Annotated in this window: 12 protein-coding genes; 2 read left to right on the forward strand and 10 right to left on the reverse strand. The window is 48.7% G+C overall.

The window, feature by feature from the left end:
• Positions 1 to 466 precede the first annotated feature (466 nt).
• On the forward strand, positions 467 to 2164 hold the full coding sequence (locus AB4111_RS23300; protein ID WP_442033419.1) for a CPBP family intramembrane glutamic endopeptidase: 1698 nt from the start codon (positions 467 to 469) through the stop codon (positions 2162 to 2164).
• On the opposite strand, the gene uvrC is transcribed toward AB4111_RS23300, so the two are convergent.
• Positions 2133 to 4220, reverse strand: a complete 2088-nt coding sequence (gene uvrC / locus AB4111_RS23305; RefSeq protein ID WP_442033420.1) for an excinuclease ABC subunit UvrC — start codon at positions 4218 to 4220, stop codon at positions 2133 to 2135. The genes AB4111_RS23300 and uvrC overlap by 32 nt on opposite strands.
• Before the next feature lie 407 nt (positions 4221 to 4627).
• Complete coding sequence (gene trxA, locus AB4111_RS23310; RefSeq protein ID WP_036605788.1) at positions 4628 to 4945, reverse strand: thioredoxin; 318 nt, start codon at positions 4943 to 4945, stop codon at positions 4628 to 4630.
• A gap of 265 nt (positions 4946 to 5210) precedes the next feature.
• Between trxA and AB4111_RS23315 the strand changes: the two genes are divergently transcribed.
• Positions 5211 to 5366: a hypothetical protein gene (locus AB4111_RS23315; protein WP_017692450.1), complete on the forward strand. Its 156-nt coding sequence runs from the start codon at positions 5211 to 5213 to the stop codon at positions 5364 to 5366.
• A 125-nt stretch (positions 5367 to 5491) separates the two neighbouring features.
• Here the strand turns inward: AB4111_RS23315 and dnaI are convergent, their stop codons facing one another.
• The 8 genes from dnaI to AB4111_RS23355 form a co-directional block, all read right to left on the reverse strand.
• Positions 5492 to 6442, reverse strand: coding sequence for a primosomal protein DnaI (dnaI, locus tag AB4111_RS23320; protein WP_253440604.1), 951 nt, complete (start codon positions 6440 to 6442; stop codon positions 5492 to 5494).
• Between the two features lie 252 nt (positions 6443 to 6694).
• Positions 6695 to 9490 (reverse strand): alpha-mannosidase, encoded by a 2796-nt coding sequence (locus tag AB4111_RS23325; RefSeq protein WP_442033421.1) that lies wholly within the window; start codon positions 9488 to 9490, stop codon positions 6695 to 6697.
• Positions 9487 to 12666, reverse strand: a complete 3180-nt coding sequence (locus tag AB4111_RS23330; protein WP_442033422.1) for a beta-galactosidase — start codon at positions 12664 to 12666, stop codon at positions 9487 to 9489. Before AB4111_RS23330 ends, AB4111_RS23325 begins: the two co-directional genes overlap by 4 nt.
• Complete coding sequence (locus AB4111_RS23335; RefSeq protein ID WP_442033423.1) at positions 12663 to 13982, reverse strand: glycoside hydrolase family 125 protein; 1320 nt, start codon at positions 13980 to 13982, stop codon at positions 12663 to 12665. The genes AB4111_RS23330 and AB4111_RS23335 overlap by 4 nt, the downstream gene beginning before the upstream one ends.
• A gap of 293 nt (positions 13983 to 14275) precedes the next feature.
• On the reverse strand, positions 14276 to 17491 hold the full coding sequence (locus AB4111_RS23340) for an alpha-mannosidase (RefSeq protein ID WP_442033424.1): 3216 nt from the start codon (positions 17489 to 17491) through the stop codon (positions 14276 to 14278).
• Between the two features lie 4 nt (positions 17492 to 17495).
• Positions 17496 to 19850: a glycoside hydrolase family 3 N-terminal domain-containing protein gene (locus tag AB4111_RS23345; protein ID WP_442033497.1), complete on the reverse strand. Its 2355-nt coding sequence runs from the start codon at positions 19848 to 19850 to the stop codon at positions 17496 to 17498.
• Positions 19851 to 19886: 36 nt separating this feature from the next.
• Positions 19887 to 20807 (reverse strand): carbohydrate ABC transporter permease, encoded by a 921-nt coding sequence (locus AB4111_RS23350; protein ID WP_062837930.1) that lies wholly within the window; start codon positions 20805 to 20807, stop codon positions 19887 to 19889.
• Between the two features lie 24 nt (positions 20808 to 20831).
• Complete coding sequence (locus tag AB4111_RS23355) at positions 20832 to 21761, reverse strand: ABC transporter permease (protein WP_307542345.1); 930 nt, start codon at positions 21759 to 21761, stop codon at positions 20832 to 20834.
• Between the last annotated feature and the right edge of the window lie 57 nt (positions 21762 to 21818).

Here is a 21818-nt window from a genome sequence, read left to right on the forward strand (position 1 = left end):
ACTCCACACCCGTGGAGCCTTCTTCATATGAAATGCTGTTACCAAACGTTAAACATGTATGATCCAGATCAAAACGACATATATAATGAAGTTGGAATATATTCTATTCGTTCCCTTGTTGGGCGAAAGACATGCGAATCATTGCACATTTGCTTCAAAATTATAAGCGCTGCGACGTTTACAGACAAAACGTTTTTTGTGTAAATAGCATCGAATTCAGCCAAAAAGGGAAAAACTCAGATATGGCGACGGGTGGATCAGATTCTTTCGATCCTTTTCATTCATTTTCAAGGATTTACACCTGTTTTCGTTGCATCATTGGCATTCCGTGCTTGGCCTGTGCTATGTTAACTTTAATATCCATATTAGTGCGTGTTCAAAAAGGGCGGTTTTCAGTACCAAGAAGATGGGATGAAGCTAGAAACTTTTTGAACAACCTCTATTAAATAAGGAGGAACAACATTACATGAATCCCTTAGGGCAGCCTCTGCTATTCAAGGCTAACTTCAAGCGTCTGGGGTTGTTTGCGGCGATTGGCCTGATTCTATTTTTTGTATTTCAGATCTTTCCTGCTACCTCATCGCAAACAACCGAAATTTCGTCCACGTCCTTCATAAGCAAGGAGCAGGCGACGCAAGCCGCACGATCATTCGCAGCTTCTGTGGATGACTATACTTTGCCAAATGATGGTGGAAAACCCTTGGTAACCTACCAGACACATTCCGATATCTACGGGTATATGGCCAAAACCAAACAACTTGATACCTATAACCAGAAATGGGAAACAAGCTATCCTTACGATGTATACCGCGTTCGTTTGCCTGATCAGGACAGAGGCGGTTATCTTCATGTTGACGTACATATGAAAACAGGAAAAGTGGTCGGCTTCAAACGGGAACTGCCTTCTTCCCTCTACACCGCCATTGAGGCGGAGCAGAGCACCGGGAAAGTGACCACATCGCAAGTACTTGCCGAAGGCAATATGTCACTGGACGAGAAAGAACAGTTGGCGGCTGGGGTTCTGACCGAATTCGGTTATGAAGTGCCCACACTTCAACTGGATACTCGCGATGGTGAAGCGGGACTGAAGTATACAGATCCTGCAAAAGCCATCGGAGACTCCAAGCTTGAACTGAATTTTACGTTTGAAGATGGTGCCGTACGATCATTCGATCCTGGCTTCTCGGTCCCTGAATCCCATACCGACTATGTAAAAGCTCAAACGCGCCAAGCCAACTGGATGACTTATGGCGGTTATGCATTCCTGACCTTTGTTCTGGGCGTGCTGGCAATCATCTATAGCATTCTGACCCGAGCACATACGTCTTTCAAACGCGGGATCATTCTCTCACTGGTGTATTTCGCAGCTTCGGTTATTGGTACGCTGAACATGATTCCACTCTTTCAGGCACAAGGGCTCTCCAGCTTCATGTTAGCGTTCCTGATGTTATTGCAGACAGGTATTACGCTGGTCATGAGTGCAACCATCTATCTGTCCCTCGTTGCCGGTGACGGCATGTGGCGTAAAATAGGTCTGAATCCTTGGCCTCGTGCCACCGAACCGGGATACGGAAAATATGTACTTCACAGTATGTTTGCTGGTTACTTGTGGGCATTTATTCTGCTGGGTGTGCAATCCATCCTGTTCTTCATTCTGGAACGAAGCATCGGCACATGGTCAACGACCTCGGCAGATCAATCTACATTTAATATGACTTATGCCTGGCTCTTTCCGATCATGGCCTGGATGGCCGGTATTGGTGAAGAAGCCGTCTATCGACTGTTCGGTATTCGTATGATGCAAAAAATTGTGCGTAACACGTTTATTGCCTGTCTGATCCCAACGATCATTTGGGCACTTGGACATACTTTATATCCGATCTACCCGGTCATCACCCGGCCCATTGAGCTGATGGTCATTGGATTGCTGTTCAGTCTGATCATGCTGCGTCACGGCTTCATTGCCGTTGTATTCGCCCATGTAATCTTCGACAGCTTACTGATGGGACTCAGCCTGGTCTTTATGGGAGATGCCCTGAATATGGCTGCCGGACTCTTCTGGATTGTACTCCCGGCCATCGTTGGATATGTGATCTACAAATTCAATCCAAAACAAAAAGAGAAGCCGTATATTACGACTCCTCATCCCGAAGTGCAGCAATAATCTGATTTGCCAGCTTGTCACCAATAGATAGAGGCCGGAAGTCTTCGACGCTGGCCTCTTTTATTTTGCGCAAAGAGCCAAAATGCTTCAACAGCAGTTTACGCCGCTTTTCTCCGATCCCAGGAATGGCATCCAAACGTGATGTCACCATCGATTTGCCACGCTGTTCCCGGTGGAACGAGATCGCAAAACGATGGACCTCTTCCTGTATCCGCTGCAACAGGTAGAATTCCTGACTATCCCGTGGCAGGGAGATGACTTCCGGTGGATTACCGATCATCAACTGTGAAGTCTTATGCTTCGCATCCTTGACCAGACCGCATACCGGAATAAACAGCCCCAGCTCATTTTCCAAAATATCGACCGCAGCCGAGATCTGTCCTTTACCACCATCGACCACAATCAGGTCAGGCTGGGTCAGGTTTTCTTTTAATACCCGCTCGTAACGGCGACGGATGACTTCTCTCATGGTTTCATAATCATCCGGTCCTTCAACCGAACGGACCTTGTATTTCCGATATTCCTTCTTATCCGGTTTACCATCAGTAAATACGATCATGGCAGATACCGGGTTCGTACCCTGGATGTTCGAGTTATCAAACGCTTCAATACGGTGAAGCTGATCCAGTCCAATAAAACGTCCCAGTCCTTCAGCAGCCTTGGATGTCCGTTCTTCATTTCGCTCAATCAGGCGGAACTTCTCTTCCAGTGCTACACGTGCATTATCCACAGCCATGGTGATCATCTGGCGTTTCAATCCACGTTGCGGGATAAGCACTTTGATCTCCAACCACTCCTGTAAAGCAGCAGCAACCTGAGTGGGGTCTTCCAGACCTGCTGGGAGCTTTTCAGTTGAAGCGGTTGTATCCATTGTGGGAACATCCTCTTGCATACTGTCAGGCTGTTCAACTTCTGACTCAGCGGAACTTCCATAAGTTGCCCGGGTCTCAGCAACCAGTGGCTGGTTAGCGGTACTTTGCTCCACTTGTTGCGTCTGTTCGAACTCTACCGTAACGGCGGCAGGCACCGATCCATCAGCGTCAGATACCATATCCGTACTGTCATCACCAGTCGACATATCTTTGGGCATTTCCGGCAACAAAATTTCTTGTGGCAATGCCGGATTATCACTGTAATATTGCGTAACGTAGGACATGAAGTCACTGTACGCCTCACCGTAAAACGGGAAGGTGGATACGTGACGTTCAATCATTTTACCCTGACGCATGTATAGGATCTGGACGCACATCCAGCCTTTATCAATGGCAAAACCAAATACATCACGGTCTCTGGCATCGGCCATCGTAATTTTCTGTTTTTCCATCATCGCATCGATGGCAATTACCTGGTCGCGCAGTTCCTTGGCACGTTCAAAATAAAGATCCTCCGCGGCCTCCTGCATCTTACGCTGCAAGTCCTTCTTAATCTCTTCGTGACCACCGCTCAGAAATGAACCAATCTCTTGTGAAATCTGGTCGTACTGCTCCTTCTCCACTTCCTTCACACAAGGGGCAAGACATTGTCCCATGTGATAGTACAGGCACACTTCTTTGGGCATTACACCACATTTGCGCAGTGGATACATACGATCGAGCAATTTTTTCGTTTGGTGTGCCGCATACGAGTTCGGATAAGGTCCGAAGTATTTGGCTTTATCTTTCAGCACACGCCGGGTTACTTCCAGACGGGGGTGCTTTTCATTTGTAATTTTAAGATACGGAAAAGTCTTGTCATCCTTAAGCAACACGTTATAACGCGGCATATGTTTCTTAATCAGGTTACACTCCAGAATGAGTGCCTCCATGTTGCTGCCCGTCACGATATATTCGAAATCACGGATTTCGGACACCAGACGCTGGGTCTTTCCGTTATGAATGCCGATAAAATAAGAGCGTACACGGTTCTTCAGCACTTTGGCCTTACCTACATAGATAATCGTGCCTTCACTGTTCTTCATCAGGTAACATCCAGACATATCTGGCAGCAAAGCGAGCTTGTGGCGAATCTGCTCCAATGCCTTCTCCTGATCCTGCAAATCATTCATGAATTGATCCATAATTCGGTGAATCCTCCTTCCCGAAAAAGCTGAAATCCTCACGTTACAAATAATTCACACAAACGCTACGATAACAGAACAACCTTCCAATCGCTGTTATCCCCAGATTTTTTGATTCCCTTTTCCAAAGGGAAAATCCGGTGATAAAGGCGAACGCTTTGCTTTTTCAGGTTATTTCTGTTCTCTCCGCTAAAGTGCAAATAATTAGTCTACATATTACAGTTGAACTTCGGATGAAACTTGCAATGGCTATTGCTTTGCCAAGATCATTTCTGTCCTCTCCGTTAACATGTAAATTTCCAGTTTCATTTTATATAAATAGTATACTTTATATTGTCCTATATAAAGGTATTCGACGCAAAACGCCCCCGGTATGTAAACCGGAGGCGTATGTGAAAGCCTGTAACTTATTGGTGTTTTTCGATAATTCCTTTGAGCGCATCTTTCGAGTTCAGACCAACCACTTTATCTACCGGTTGACCATCTTTGAAGAAGATCAAAGTTGGAATGCTCATTACGCCAAAGCGGGAAGCAGATTCCGGGTTTTCATCCACGTTAACTTTAGCAATTTTCACTGCATCGCCAACTTCTGTGGACAGCTCTTCCAGGATTGGAGCGAGCATTTTACAAGGACCACACCAAGGCGCCCAGAAATCAACAAGAACCGTTCCTTCGCCTTCTACTTCAGCGTTGAAGGATTGATCGGATACGTTAACAATAGCCATGAAATTGTCCTCCTTATATATACTTACGGTTTTATTTTAACCTGTAACGTCGTGAACGACACTTCCAGTATAACACAGGTACATTAAACTTGTGAATTGAACGCTGCAATGTTCATCTTCCCAACATCAAATCTTCACAATTACAGGATGTGGCATACCCACTGCAAAATCTTTACAAACGCTTTCTTTTCCAAGTATACTAAAATTACTCCGGGTTTGCAGCCGCTTCAGGCCAAGCTGTCATTCCCCATAAGGAGGCAATAACATGGATGCAAATGTGCGGATCAGCGACCCGCGTGAACATGTGAACGAGGAACCCCGCAACGATCTGTTTGATCTGATCGCGGGTGTCGCCGGCATGGCCGGCCTGATGACAGTAATCTTTTTCGGTATGGTTATCTTCAAATTCCTCACCGAATAGGTTACTCAGGCTCACGCAGGACCAGAAAAGCCCGGTTTTCGCGACAATGCGAAAGCCAGGCTTTTTTTGGGACTACTTATAATGTAAAAAGTACATTTTGCCGATCAGACCAAAAGAATTACCGGTTAACGTTTGCCGCGCTGATTCTCACCCCGAACAGAGATGACATCCACGAATGGACGAATCCGGTCCATGAGACGCTGGCCTTTATTCATTTCCTCGCCGTCCCGATTGGTGAAGCTAAGATGTTTCTCAAGCCCATCCAGATTGTAATTGGACGTATAGAACGTTGGTTTGCGATTCATCCGATAGTTCAGAATGGACCCCATCACATGATCCCGAACCCAAGGGTTCAGATTCTCAGCACCGATATCATCAAAGATGAGTAGATCACAACTTTTCAGAACATCCGTCATTTCCTTCAGCTTCTGCCCTTCACTGATCATGGATTTCAGATCCTCCACAAAGTCAGGCATGTAAATAATGACACCCGTGTGGCCTGCCACCGCCAGTTCATGCAGCAGATAACACATCAGAAACGTCTTACCCGTCCCGAATGTCCCTTCCAGGAATAGTCCTTGCGGAGATAATCCGTTCTCCTTGGTCTCCCTAATATAACGAAGCACCTGATTCACTGCCGGAGCACGCATCCGATCCTTGCCCATGATCTCCACGTCGTTGTATCCGGCACTGAGCGCACGCTCGTCCACATAGAAACTGCGAATGCGTTGCTTAATGATATGTTCATTTTGCCGGGCGACATGTTTGGAACAAGGTGCTTTTATATCTATGATTTCGGGTTTACCGTTAAAATGTTCTACTTCCAGTTTGCAAAAGTGGCCCTGAAAATCGTTAGGACAGTTGTCGAGTCCCGGACAATTCGCACAGTTCTTTGAGTCTTTGGCGTACTGAAACAGCTTGCTCAGATCGGTCATGAGCTGTGCATCTTGCAGTTCAGGATGACCTGCGCGGAATTCGCGTACGTACGGATTTTCCATCAATTCCGCCGCAATCCGCCGCGATTGCTCACGAAAGGCAGGGTTCAGCTGCTGAAGCAGTCCTCCCAAGGATTCCATGGCTTCAAGCCCCCTTAATGTTTCAATATAGAATGAACAATTGAAGTGTTCCCCTAGCCATGTTGATGGCATAGGAACTTTCGATCGTTTGCAATTCTACTGTTCATTCTATAGAAAAACAACCAATAACTCAACAGATACATCTGGTAAATAGCGTAACCCTTCCACCACCATACATAATGCCTGGTTCATCGTATACTTGCAGTCCTGTACCTTTTAGTGCGAGTTTAAAAGTCTGTTTTTCAACCTCGATTAGCGGCGCAAGCCGACAGTGATGATCTCGCATGAACCTGTCTGTATGTTCCATTCCTTACTGGCAAATGATAATGTCGATGCCTCCTCTATGCTGCGGGCATGAAGCATCTCACCCTCTTCCTCCAGTATGTTGCTCTTGTATGCCGTTTCGAATGGCTGTGGATTTGCTTGCGATGTTGCGAGCTTCAACGTGGCAGAGTCAGTGGTCATATTGAACCAGCGGAGCATCACATCACCGGAGTCTTCATTCACCTTGAGTGAAGAAAAAGCCAAGCCGTCTCCTTGCCATGCCCATGGTGTGCTGCTAGGTGTCAGATAACCCGGGTGTACTTCAGTCTGTGCCAAAGTCCACGGAACTTGGAACTGGTAGGCCTCCATATATGCACCTGACGCTGCACCATTGCCATCGTGAGGGATAATCTCGATCTGAAATGTATGTTCACCAAGGCATTGTGCTTCCGGTGTCGGGAACAATCCCCAGTCTCCGAGTTCGCCCACAGCACGAAGCAACGTAACGGCGATGGAGTTGCGTCCATCCTGAAGAACTTCATATTCGTTCAGACCCAGATTGGCCACGACCAATCCCGCATCTTTTTCACTCACATCCACAAAACTCTGTTGATGTTGTGTATTGCTTGGATTTTGCCACTCCGGTGCGGGTGTGTTATCACGTGTCGCAATTTCAAACATGGAGTCCACATGATGAACAGCAGATACAAGATCTGTTGGGAAAAGGGCGCGTACCCGATGATCCTTCGCCTGATTGTTGAAGGTGGTCTCCATTTGCACTCCTTTTCCACTACGGCTTAGTGATATGACCGTACGGATCTGGAGGGGAATCATTTTAGTTGAACGCTGGGCTGTGCGATGTGGATAATAAATCAGTTCTCTCTGTTCCTTATCCAGCGTCTCATCCGCTGACTCCGGTATTTCCCAATGATGAATGACTTCGAACGAGGCCGAGTAGGATGTATCCTCAAGAATCCGAATCTCTGCCTGAAGCGCTTCTGTGGTCAACGCTACTTCGTTCTCTGGCTGTTTGAACATGTATTCATTACCGATATCGCCCACATTTTCGTACACGCCAAGGTCTTTGTAAGTCCGGCCTGTCCTTTTATCCGTGAGAGTGAATGAACCATTGTCTGCAATGGTGACGATCATATGTTGATTTTCCATGCCACGTTCACCACGCAACAAGGTAGTCGTTTGTGATGGAATACCACTCGTTGCGGCATCCGTAAAGTTGACCAATGCATAGGTCTTCAGGCCAAATGCAGCTACATTCTCTGTTTCAAAACGAATACGAACACGCCGACAGCTATACGGCTGGCGGAAGCGATCATCCGGCAGATCATAGCCAAATTGCAGACCCAGATCTTCCACCGTACATGGAATCTGCGTACCTTCTTCATCTACAAGGATACGATCTGACAGGTCAACAGCGTTCATCTGCACCGCCATCTCTTCCAGCGTATATCCTTCCCGGAAATACAACCGAGCCGCGTCCAGTTTTATCTGAACCACACCGCTACGTTCCCAGCCCGTTGTATTAAACACCACAACAGGCCTAGCACCCTCACCGTAACGCTCAAATATGGAGGTATCCACGGCTGCGGCAATCTGGTTGGTGCTGTCCTCAATTAATGCTTCTGCCACATGGCGACTCTTATCAAATCGCGTCACCATCTCGCGATGCACCTCATCCACACTGCATCCACAGATGCTGTCATGCGGGTGATTCTGCATGAGCGTTTTCCAGGCATATGTGAGCTGATCATGTGGATAGGCATGCCCAAGCAGATAGGCATAGGATGCCAAGGGTTCAGCCACCTTTTCCAGCATGGTCTGGCCCAGCTGGTTCATCTGTTTCAGATATACACGAGCCGAGGCAGTGTTCACCAGGGTCCCCCAGCCATCGGTACGCTGGCTGCGCAGTTCTCCTTTAACCGTGGACAACTCATGTTCAGCCGATGCTCTCAGGGCAGTCAGATAATCTGGAAAGTTCGAGTGAACGAACTCGATATCGGGATATAATTGCTCAGCCATACGGATTGCTTCTGGCAGGTCTCGCTGAATCGGCTGGTGGTCACATCCGTTCATGTATAACAACTCATTCGTGGATGCATATTTCTCCGCGTCGGCAAGCTTGGTTTCCCAGAACTTTCGGGCCGAAGCCTCGTCTACCGGAACTTCATTCCCGTTGGAATACCAGTTGGCAAACAATACGCCGAGCACTTTCGATCCGTCTGGCCCTTCCCACATCAGCTCCGAGAAGCTTGATTCATATCCGGCATCCGATACCGTATTATTGAAGCCCGTAGGCTTCACACCACGGCCAAAGAACACATTATCAATGCCCGATTGCTGCATCAGCTGCGGGGTCTGTCCGACCAATCCAAATGTATCGGGAAAGTAACCAATTTTTGAAGGGGTACCGTAACGCTTGGCGTCCTTATGGCCAACCTGCATGTTGCGCACATTGGCTTCTCCACTCGTCAGAAAGGCATCCTGCAAAATGTACCATGGTCCAATCACAATCCGTCCATTGCGGATATGCTTCTCCAGTCGTTCCTTCTGCTCCGGGCGAACCTGAAGATAGTCATCGATGATTATCGTTTGTCCATCCAAATAAAAGCTTTTGTACTCTGATCCCTCATCCAGCTGATCCAATAGTGAATCCACGAGCTGAATGAGACGCATATGGTGCTTCTCATACGGCAAGTACCATTCCCGATCCCAGTGGGTATGCGAAATAATGTGTGCTCTTTTCGACTTGTTTGTCCGTTTGGTCATTGTGTTACGCCACCTCTTTCCTCTTGTTGTATAATCTCAACCTCATCCGGGCGATATACGGCATTCAACTTTCCGGAAGCATCTGTGGCAAACAGCACCGAACGATTTTTCTCCAATTGGAACGAGTACGATAGACCCGTGCGTTGATCTCTCACATGAACTTCATGGTTCAAGGCAAACTCCGATACAAATACATACAGATTGCCTTTTGGAAAACTCAGCTTCCGTCCGTAGATTCCTGCGATATCCCCACCGGATATCCATTCCAGCTCCTGTTCGACGCCCGAAATTTCAGTGGCATAATGATACAATTCAGCAAGTGGTTCATCCCGTCCATTTAACTCGAGCGGTAGTGGGGTCCAGATTAATTTCCCTTTTCCCAAAGGCAGAACGGTTACTTCATCTGGTGTACTCTTATTCCCATGAAGCAAAGTCTCCTTCGCCACCTCGGCGATACGACGCCGTCCATAGGTCACCCGGTGATTCACGCCATTAATATTCAGCAGTTCTTCCCGCTGCACGTTACCCAGACTGCGTTTGCCTACGATATGATCTGCCCGGTCAGTTGCCTTCCAGTATGCATCCAGCCCCAGTGGTCCAGTGATGAGCAGACTTGTACCTTCCTTCTCCGCAAACGTGAGCAATTGATGCAGTGCGTCGCTGTCCATATTATGCGGACTCGGCACGATAATCAGCTTCGGTGGCTGCTGCTCCAACGCTTCCAGATGATATTCGGATAACGCACGGAATGGCAGTTTCAGATCATAGGACATTACACGGGTCAGCTTTGTTGTGGCATCATAGGCCAAGGCACGGTTGGAGAAGTCATTGGAATACGGGAACACCACTGCAATATCCTCCAGCTCGCGGTCTTCAAAGAGATCACGAATGCCATGCATGAATCGTCCAAAATCATAAGACACATCTGCCTCCGGCTTCTCCGTGCCATCTGCACGCAGCGCCCCGATATGAGACTCATTGGCATTATCCATATAGAAGTTGGTGTTCCAGATCCACTGCACTGCTCCTGCACCGCCTGTCGAGAAAGCATAGGCGTACTTGCGTTCGAGAATGCCGCGAAGCTCCTCTTCCGTACGTTTGGCTCGTCCATCCGGGGTTTCCACATACATGATGCCCGTCTCCTGAATGAGATTGGGCTTATGTGGCGTTTTGGCGAAAATGCCGTCCCAGATCAGATCATCGTTTAACCACCAGGAATGCACCGTTGTATAGTCCACTTCACGTTCATAGAAGAACGGCGAAGGACGCTGCGCACCAAGGGCTTCGTCCTGTCCCACGGTGACCAGATGGTCGGGTACCAGATCCTTGATCGTACCTACAAGCTCTCTTGCCCAAACATTGTGCATCTCCATGGAGAAGAGACAATAGTCGAGCCAGCGCGTTCCTTTTTTGGCCTTGTGCATATCCTGTACATCAAAATTAATCTCTTCCGGCTCAGGGATGACCGCGGCTGCAAAGTTGGGAAGCTGCTTCGGTGACATGTTCCATGCCTCCTGCAACGTTTCTATCGTCTCATGACGCTGCTGAAGCCACTCGACAAAGGCTTTCTGTTCATACGTATCCCTCGCCGAGCGTGGGCCAGCCGAGAAGATGCGCACCGGATCAAACATCGATGGCTCATTAATCAGATCCCAATCCACATGTGTTGTATGTGTGTGACGACTGACGATGCTGCGGATGAAACGTTTCTGTGCTTCCACACTCTGCGGGTCCAGATACGGATTCGTTCCCTCCCATGTCTCCGGTGTAAAGGAGAAGAAGGTAAACGTGACCTGTAAGCCGTGGCGTTTCGCCGTTAACAGGAAAGCATCAATGGCACGCAGTACATCCTCTGCCATATGACCGTCCACCTGCATCATGTTGCGATAGGCCGTCCAGATTCCCGTCCGAATCCAGTTGATCCCTGCTTTCGCCATCTGAGCCATGTCTCGATCCCAGACATCCGCGTTCGGCAAAAACAGAAATTTCCGTGCCACATCCGAGGTCATATAGGTCATACCTACAACAGGGAGAGGTCGTCCGTCTTTTACAAAATAATCTCTGCTGCGGGTGATTACTTCCCCTTCAGCCAGCAATTCGGCATCCTGTCCCCAGAAGCCTTGGCGCAATGTCCGAACTTCCCCATCAGGTGCCTGTGCACGGCACACAATCCGATACAATCCACTTTCAATGGAAACCGGGAGAAGTATGCGTTCGAAACGCTGTTCACCCGAAAGTTCCATCTCCAGTCGATGGCTCCATACCTTTTCTGCCATGCCATTAGTGCGATTCTCATGCTCCACTGTTATGTCGAATGTCCACAGCTCAGACGCTGTACATCTGTTGCCTGCTCGCTGTAAAATCTGGCCTTGAAGTGTGAGTACTGCCCGCTCATCTGGCTCATACGAAGCATAATTCGTTTTCAGGGATAACTCGGTTACACCTTGCGCACAGAATTGTGCCCATTTCACCATCTCGTCTGCGCCATCCTGCTCCCAAAACGAGGTGGTCAACGGCAGATGTACGAACATCCAGCGCGAACCAACGAAAGTCCCGCGGGAGTTTTCCCATAGGACGATTGGAGCAGCAATGCTTCGATCATCTTTGTTGATCCCGCGAAGCAAAGAGTGAATCTGTGTACTCATCGTGCCTGCTGAACCCATCTGGTGCGGCAAATCACTGTTTTTGGTCGTATGCGGAACCAGATTCCATGTATCTGAAATCTCGAAAAGTCCTTCTTTGCCGGCCAGAAGCGGGATCTGTTCAGATGAAGTGAACGATTGCACACCGGCAGCAGATACGTTCAACGCCTCATGAATGTAGAGTTCCTGATGATACGCGGTCTGCTCGGACTCGACGACCCATGCGCCATTCTCATATCGAACTGGACGTTTAAAGGGTGCGCCCCCCACACTGATCAAGCTTCCGCCCTGATGCAAGTAAGCCGCAATCTCCGTCCAGGCGGACTTGGGGAAATAGGGTGCATGCAGATTCACCAGACATCCTTCACCTGCTGTGGCTTTCAACACCTCTGCAAGTTCTTCAGCGTTTACAACAGTAATCTCTTCGACTGCTTCCCATGTATTCAGAGCCTGTTCAGTTGGAAAAGTCCCATCCACTGGAAACGCTGGGTCAGCGAAGATAATCAGCTTTTGATCCTTAGGTTGGATACTCATAACAGGCCATCCTTCATGGATTTATAGACCAACTGGGAGAACAAGCTGTTGGACCATGCAAACCATTTTCGTGTAAAAATCGTTGGATCATCGGCGTGGAAGCCTTCATGCATATACCCGGTATCTGCATCTGTCGCTTCGAGCATGCGGATAATCTCCAGTTTCTCTTCGGCAGAATTCGCAGTCAGTCCCTGCATAGATAAACCCATATGCCAGATATAATTCGGCGGGGTGTGCGGGCTACCGATTCCTTTGGCAACCTTGCCCTCATAATAGAACGGGTTCTCTTTGCTCAGAGCGAAGCGGCGCGTATTCTGGTAGATCGGATCATCCGCTGTGACGTAACCCAGATATGGAATGGACATGAGTCCCGGTGTACCGGCATCGTCCATGAGACAGTGGTTGCCATAACCGTCCGTCTCGTACGCATAGATCGGTCCAAATTCCGGATGACGATAAATTCCATACAGCTGAATGCCGTGATCCACGTCCTGCTCCAGATCCTTCAATTCCTGCAAAAGTTCCATATCCCGGAACACCCACTCGGCAAATTCCTGCATTTGGCGCAAAGCGACCACTGCGAACATGTTGCCTGGAATGTTGTAGTGGAAATCACACGCATCATCACTGGAACGGAAACCGGACCAGATCATACCCGTGTAGTTGACCGGCATACCTTTTCCGTGATTGCGCAGGGAGTCTGTCGGGATGCCGTTATTGCGAGTGAAGCGATATGGAGATTGTTCCATGTGATGCTGTTCGACTTTGAACAGATCCACGATTTTACGCATCGCTGCCTTGAAACTGGAGTCAAAAATGTCGGTCAGCTCGGTTTCCTTCCAATATAAATAGGCGAGCCGCACAACGAAACATAATGAATCGATCTCGAATTTGCGTTCCCACACCCAAGGTGACATGTCGGTTTCGTCCGTGGTGTTCCAGTGCCAGTCATTGGCCGTCTCATTGAAAGCATTGGCATACGGATCGATGTGAACATACTGGATATGACGTTTAATCAGCCCGCCAATGATGCGTTGCAGGTCCTCGTCTTCTTTTGCAAACGGAATGTAGTGTACGACCTGCTCCACCGAATCACGCAGCCAGGAAGCCGGAATATCTCCTGTGATGACAAAAGTGGTACCGTCCTCCATCAACTTGGTGGTTGTTTCAATGGTATTGGGGAAGCAGTTTTTGAATAATTGTAGCAGCTTTGGCCTGTGAGCCAGTTTCTGTTCTGCTTCTTCGAGCACGGCCTGAATGGATTGTGGCAAAGCAACAGGCGGCATGGGTATTTTGGGTAATCTAAACTGTTCCATGGATGAGTGCAACTCCTTAAACAAATTGAATGGTGTAGCTATAGAAGATGAAACAAAAAATTTACACGGGACCACTGCGCGGTCAGAAATATCCTCCGATCGCTGTTATCCCCAGATTTCTTCGATTCCCTTCTCTACAGGGGAAATATGGGGATAGCGTATGCTTCCGATGTAGCTTTCTTTCAGAAAGCTTTTAGGCGAACGCTGACGCTTCTTCTGGTTATTTCTGTCCTCTCCGTTAACGTGTGAATAAAGAGCTGGACATGCATAGCTCAAAAATATTTCAAAAAGGTTTACCGCAGTAGCACGGTTTGTATTTGGTAGGGTTTAAAAGATAGTGTAATCTGGCCGTTCGTGTGGGCCAGTGGTTTGATTGGTTCTTCCAGTGCGTTGGAGTGATATGCTTGCTCGAACGCATGTGGCCACTGCAATGTGATGTTTTCGCGTTTGCCTGAAGATTCATAAAAACGCAGCACGGTGCCGTGTCCATCCTCTGCCATTTTGATGGTATCCAGAATGACGTGATTGCTGCTCAAGTTAATCCAGGAGCCTGTTGCTGGACGTAAGTGTGCGGCAGTTGCCGTTGTATCTGCGGTTGGATATACTTCAGCCCCTGCGCTTTGTTCTAATTGATCCCTCTGTTGCATCTGTTCCATCGTTTGTACTTGCTGTGCCTGTTGTTTTTGCTCTACTTGTTGCACGACCACTTCCGTGTTCAGTTCAGCTGCCTGACGTACGGTGTGTGCGTTTCTCCAGTCTCCGTCGTGCGGGTACAGGGAATATGTGAATTCATGTTCTCCCAGATCAGCCGTACGGTCAGGCCATTTTGGTGCTCGCAGCAAGGACAAACGAATGGTACTTCCCTGCACGTCATACCCGTACTTGCAGTCGTTGAGCAAACTCACGCCGTATCCATATTCGGATACATCTGCGAAGCGATGTCCGCAGACCTCATACTGGGCTTGTTCCCAGCTTGTGTTGCGATGTGTTGGACGTTCGAGTGTGCCAAACGGAATCTCGAATGTGGCCTTGGAGGTCACCACATCCATCGGGAAGCCAACTTTCAGAAGTTTGTGATCTTCATTCCAGTCCACCTGTGTCTGGAAGTCAATTCGCCGTGAGTCGTGATATAAGACGATATCTTGTGTGATCACCGATTGATGTAGCTTCCACCGGAAGCGCAGGACATCCTTTGTTGTACCCGCCAGCACCAGCTTTTTCTCCAACAGTTCCACTTCGCCAGCAATCTGTTCCTCATAACGACTGTCGATATCCCATGCGTCCCAGAGCGTTGGGCGATCGTGGAAGAAGTGAAGTTGATTGCCACGTTCACCCGGCTTCAGCATCTCGCGCTCCGCGGTCTTATCCCACAGACGGGTGATCTCCCCGCGTTCGTTGAACTGTATATGATAAAGAGCGGTATCCCATGTATCAATAAAGGTTGGTTGTGCGGCAAGGGTGGTCATTTCCCGTACATTCGTTTCCCTTGTATTTTCCGGTACCAGCCAAATCGTCTTATATCCAAACGCCGGAATGTCTGTCACGAGAATAGACATACTGCCATCCTCCCGATCCATCCGCAAGCGCTGGCCTTTTTCATCGATGCCGTAGCGATCCAAGCCATCCTGCACAGGAAGCTGAACAACTGCACTGCGTTTCCAGCCCAGGCTGTTGAATACAACATAGGCTAATGAACCTTCCGGTCCCTCTGTGTTGATACCGTTAGTCAATGCTGCAATGCCTTGATCCAGTCCGGTTCTGCCCAATTCAAATACCTGTACATATTCTTCATTCGAAGTGACGTAGGATTCCGTAATCGCCGATCCCGGTATAATATCGTGGAATTGATTCAGCAAAATCAATTTCCAGCCGTCATGCAGTGCTGAACGCATTTCAGCTTCGGTATTCGCCTCCATATCTGGCAGAGCGAGTGTGTTCCACAGCTCAGCTTCTCGATACAGAACCTCCGCTTTCCGATTGTTGCGCTTATTGCGCGCATGTGTCGTGTAGGTTCCCCGATGTAATTCCAGATATAGATCACCATGCCACTTCGGAAGTACAGGTTGTTCCTTTTCAACTCCGGCAAAGAAAGCTCCAGCTGTGCTGTATCGACTGGCGGGCTGCCCAACCATCAGGTCTGCACGATCGACATACTCCAGCATCTCGCGTGTTACCCCGCCTCCGCCATCTCCGTGTCCGTATAGAAGCATGTGCTCCGGATGCGCTGCTTTCTCCCGGTAGGACTGCCAATGGTCGTGAATGTCTTTTGGCAGGGTGTTCTCATTAACACCATGATTGAGGTAAGACAGGATCGGTGTGCCGTCAATGCCCACCCAGTGGAAGAGATCATATGGAAACACATTTGTGTCGTTCCATCCGAGCTTCGTGGTCATGAAATACTCCACATTGCCATGTTTCAAAATCTGTGGCAGGGAGGCACAATACCCAAACGTATCCGGCAACCATTCAATCTGTGATGTTTTGCCAAACTCCTCCATATAGAAACGCTGACCATATAACATCTGGCGAATCAGGGACTCCCCGCTCGGGATGTTCAGATCCGGCTCAACCCACATGCCGCCCACAAGCTCCCAGCGACCTTCTACAATCCGCTGCTTCACCCGCGCGTACAGCTCAGGGTCATGCTCTTTCAAAAATGCATATAACAAGGGTTGGCTCTGCGAATACACATAGTCAGGATATTCATTCATGAGAGCATCCACGGTGGAGAAGGTACGGCTAGTCTTACGTACGGTCTCGCGCACAGGCCACAGCCAGGCAATATCAATATGGGATTGTCCCACCATATGCTCCAGACCTTCCGCGTTTCCGCCAATCTCACGCACATGATGCTTCAGATTATTCTCAATCTGACGAATACCCTCTCCCTGCTCAATCTCTTCTGCTGACATGCCTACAAATTGATCCATCGCACGATACACCAGTTCTAACAGGCGAACCCGCCGAAAGTCACTTTCCGGTAGCAACACAGCCGAATCACGCACAATAATGACGGTATACATCAGACTACGAACCGCTTCATTTGGTCTCACCAGCAGGCTCGTAATTGATGTGATCGGCGGCTGAATAACCGCCTGTTGATTCAAGGGGTCCACAGGTTCAGGTACCGGATCAAACATCTCAATCTCAAGTTCCGGAGCGTTTCCGACTTTGGATGGATCAAGCGTGACGTAGGTATGATTGCGGTCAAGGCCCTGATAAGAGTGCCCATTTACCCGAAGCAAACCTTCTCCGCCTGTCTCAAATACAAGCCCATAAGGTGCTTGCTGCCATGTAGCAGGGATCTCCAAACGTGTTCTAAAAAAATAAGTCGTTCCCTGTTTGCTCGGAAAACGCTCAAAATCTTGCCCTTCGGGGTACTCACCATGATCCTTATACTGTCCTGGCACATTATAATAAGCGCGGGTAATGTCCCAGCTACGCAGCTGTAATTGCTCCAGCCACTGATGTTCGGACAACTCGCGAATAAATCGTCTGATACGTTCCAATGTCTTACGCCTCCCTTACGGTCAGTTCGGCCATTTGCGTATCGTTAACGCAGCTGCCGATATGAATATGGAATTGTCCCGGTTCAACGACAGGCTTCAAGTCACGACCAATATACTGCAACTGCTCCGCTCCAATTTGGAATTCCACGGTTTGTGTCTCTCCAGGCTCCAGGTTCACTTTTGCAAACCCCTTCAGTTCCTTGGCCGGGCGAGTCAGTGAACTGACCACGTCAGAGATGTACATCTGTACAACTTCTGCACCTGCATAAGGGCCGGTGTTGGTCACATTCACAGATACCGTGACTGAATCACCCGCTGTCATGGATGCATCACTCAGCTGTGGTTCACTGTACTCAAATGTGGTATAACTCAGTCCGTATCCAAATGCATAACGTGGCTCCAAATCCTCTTCGAGGTAACGCTTGCCTCGGGAACGCTTGCCGTTGTAATAGATCGGTAATTGGCCGACATGCTTCGGAATGGAGATCGTCAATTTTCCTGACGGATTCACATCACCGAATAGAATATCTGCAATGGCATGCCCGCCCTCTTGACCCGGATACCATGCCTCCAGAATCGCATCGGCATGTTCATCCACCCAAGGCTCAGTGATGGGACGACCATTAATGTAGACAACGACAAGCTTTTTGCCGAGCTTGTGAATCTCCTGAATGAGTTCCAACTGTACTCCGGCAAGCCCCAACGTCATCCGGTCGATCCCTTCACCGCACTCCATATCGTTCCATGAGTGATCCGATACATTGGAAGCGCCTGTCTTCAGATCGATTGTTCCTTCTCCAAAGTCACGCGCACTGGAGCCGCCAACCACCATAATCACCGTATCCGCTTGACTGGCAACTTCGATTGCACGCTCAAATCCTTCTTTTGAATCACCTTTGATTCGGCATCCTGGTGCATAGAGAACCTGATCTACACTGCTGTCACCAGTCAAAAAACCAACAGAACTCTTCTCCGTTTGCACATCCATACGATTAGCCAGCTTACCGCGAATCCCGTCCAGTACCGTCGCCACTTTCGACTTCGGTTGCGGAGACGTGTAATCACCCAGCTGATTGTAAGCCTGGTCTGCATTGGGGCCAATGACGGCAATCCTACCCAAATTTCCTATCGATAAAGGAAGTGTGTCGGCCTCATTTTTGAGAAGCACAGCCCCTTCCGCAGCCAACTGGCGTGCCAGTTGAATATGCTGCTCACTGCCAATCACTTCTGCTGCCTGATCAGCATCCACATAAGGCTGTTCGAATAAGCCCAGTCTGAACTTCAACGCTAACACGCGAGAGACAGCCTGATCCAGAACCTGCACATCAAGCTTGCCTTCTGTCACCGCCTGCACCAGATATTGCCCGAACATCTCACCGGACATTTCCATATCAATGCCTGCCTCAATCGCCTGCACCGATGCTTCCAGTCCATTCGCCGCGACATCATGCCCACTTGCCAACATGTTGATCGCGCCACAATCCGTAATAACCAAACCATCAAAGCCCCAATCTTTACGTAAAACATCTTCCAGCAATTCTGTATTCACGGTGCAAGGCGTGCCATCAATTTCGTTGTACGCTGGCATGATAGACGCCGCGCCAGCTTCCACCGCTTTGCGGAATGGATACAAATCCACTTCCAGCAGTTCACGCCAGCCCATATGTACAGGCCCAGCATTACGTCCGCCTTCCGAGCTGCCATAACCAACAAAATGTTTCAGCGTTGCTGCTACTGTATCTCCACGGTCAAGACTTTCACCCTGAAGTCCTTCCACGGAAGCAACTGCCAGCTCTCCAATGAGAAACGGATCTTCACCGAAACATTCCTCCGTACGCCCCCAGCGCGGATCACGAACAACATCCAGTACTGGCGAATAGGTAACCGCACCACCTTGGGCACGTGTCTCCCGCGCTACTGCCTGGCACATCTCCCGGTATAGATCCACATTCCAGGTACTCCCCAGCAAAAGGGGAACGGGATAGACCGTTCCGTCAATGGCCATATGACCATGTGAGCACTCCTCCCCAATCAGGATGGGAATCCCCAGTCTGGAATGCTCTACCGCATAACGTTGAATCAGGTTAACCGCCTCAGCGCCTTCTCTGGCAGAGAGTCCATTTTCCAGCGTAACGCCAGTCCAGGGATCTGCCCGAAGTGCACCATAGAGGGAGCCAATGCCCCCATTCTCTACTTGCTGCTTAAAGGATTCATTTAATGTAATGTTTCCCTGATCATTCGTATAGGTCTGCCAGCCAAATGGCTGTGTAAGTTGGCCTACCTTTTCTTCCGTAGTCATCAGGCTCAGCAAGTGTTGTACCCGTTCCTCTACGGATTTGCTTTGGTCCTTGTAATTCATCAATCTGCATCTCTCCAATCCTATAGCAAGATCCGGTTATTCTTTGACTGCGCCCACCGTCAGACCCTGTACAAAATAACGCTGGAAGAACGGATAAGCGAATATAATTGGCAACGTGGCAAGTACAACCATCGCCATTCGGGATGTATCTTGCGGAATGGACTGCATGGCTGCCAGACTCATCGAACTGTTAGCAGAGTTCTGCTGGATAAACTGAATGCTCGACTCAATCCGCATCAACATCGATTGCAGCGGCACCAGATTGGGATTATCGATGTACAACAGCGCATTGAACCAATCATTCCAGTAACCAAGTGTACTGAACAACCCGATGGTTGCCAGTCCCGGCAAGGAGAGTGGAATTACGATTTTCATAAAGGTATAGAACTCACCGGCGCCATCAATTTTCGCCGATTCAATGACTGCATCCGGTACACTTGTGGAGTAGAATGTACGCAGGATCATAATATAGAAGGCATTCATCGCCAGCGGCAGAATCAATGCCCATAACGTATCTTTTAATCCAAGCAGCTGGGATACGACCATATAGGTTGGAATCATCCCGCCGTTGAATAACATGGTCAGAATCGCAAAGATGGAGAAAAATCTCCGATATCTGAAGCTCTTGCGGGAAATCGCATACGCATACAACGACATGAGAATCAGACTGATGATGGTACCAAGTACCGTCACCAAAATGGTAACTCCATACGCCCGCAGCAGCGTGTCCCCGCTCTGCCAGACAAACTGATATGCCGCAAGACTCCATTCTGCCGGAATCAGACGATACCCATCACGGGCCAGTGCTTTCTCGTCCGTAAACGAGATAATGACTACAAATATAAAAGGAAATACACAGATCAGAGCGAATAGACCGGCGATGATGTTCATGATCACGTTCCAGCCGCTGGATACGTGGTGGAAGTCACGTTTTTTAACAAGCCCTGCTTGAGCCATAGTGGTTCACTCCTTTCCCTTGTCCTAGAATAGACTGCTGTCTTTATCGATTTTGCGGACCACATAGTTGGAGATTATAACAAGCACAAAGCCCACGACGGATTGATACAATCCCGCTGCTGTACTCATGCCAATCTCACCACTCGTTTTCAAACCACGATATACATACGTATCAATAACATTCGTAACGGAATAGAGCGTACCTGAATCCCTTGGCACCTGATAGAACAGTCCAAAGTCGGCGTAGAAAATGCGGCCTACGGCCAGCAAGGTCATAATCGTAATGATGGGTGACAGCAATGGAATCGTAATGTTACGAATCTGCTGCCACTTGCTTGCTCCATCGATCATGGCTGCTTCATAGAGCGATTTATCAATCCCCAGAATGGAAGCCAGATAAACAACGCTGCTATAACCGATCGTTTTCCATAACGCTACGAATACGAGGATATACGGCCAATATTTCGCCTCGGAGTACCACTGAATCGGTTCCATCCCGAACCAGCCGATAATCTGATTCAACATCCCGCGGTCCATGCTCAAGAAGCTGAAAGCGAAGTAACCAACGATAACCCAGGATAGAAAATACGGCAGAAACATGCCGGTTTGATACAGTTTGGCGAGTCGTTTGTTAACCAGTTCCGAGAGCAGGATTGCCAGTGCCACAGCGAATACCAGTCCCAGGAAGATAATGGCGATGTTATAAAAGAGGGTGTTGCGTGTAATGAGCCATGCATCACTTGTGCTGAACAGGAATTTGAAATTGTCCCAGCCTACCCATTCGCTCTTCATCAGACTTGCCCAGAACCCTTCACGGCTGAACCGATATTCCTTAAAGGCAGCCACTGTACCCACAAGAGGCAAGTAGGAGAAGAAGAAGAACCAGATGGCGCCTGGCAGCACCATGAACAGCATGACCCGGTTTCTAATCAGGTTTTTCAAAAATGTAGTCATTGTGGAGTTCCTCCTTCAGGCTTGAATGAAAAAGGACCGGACGCGATAAGCAGCCGC

It is taken from the genome of Paenibacillus sp. 2KB_22, from assembly GCF_052115745.1.
GTDB lineage: Bacteria > Bacillota > Bacilli > Paenibacillales > Paenibacillaceae > Paenibacillus.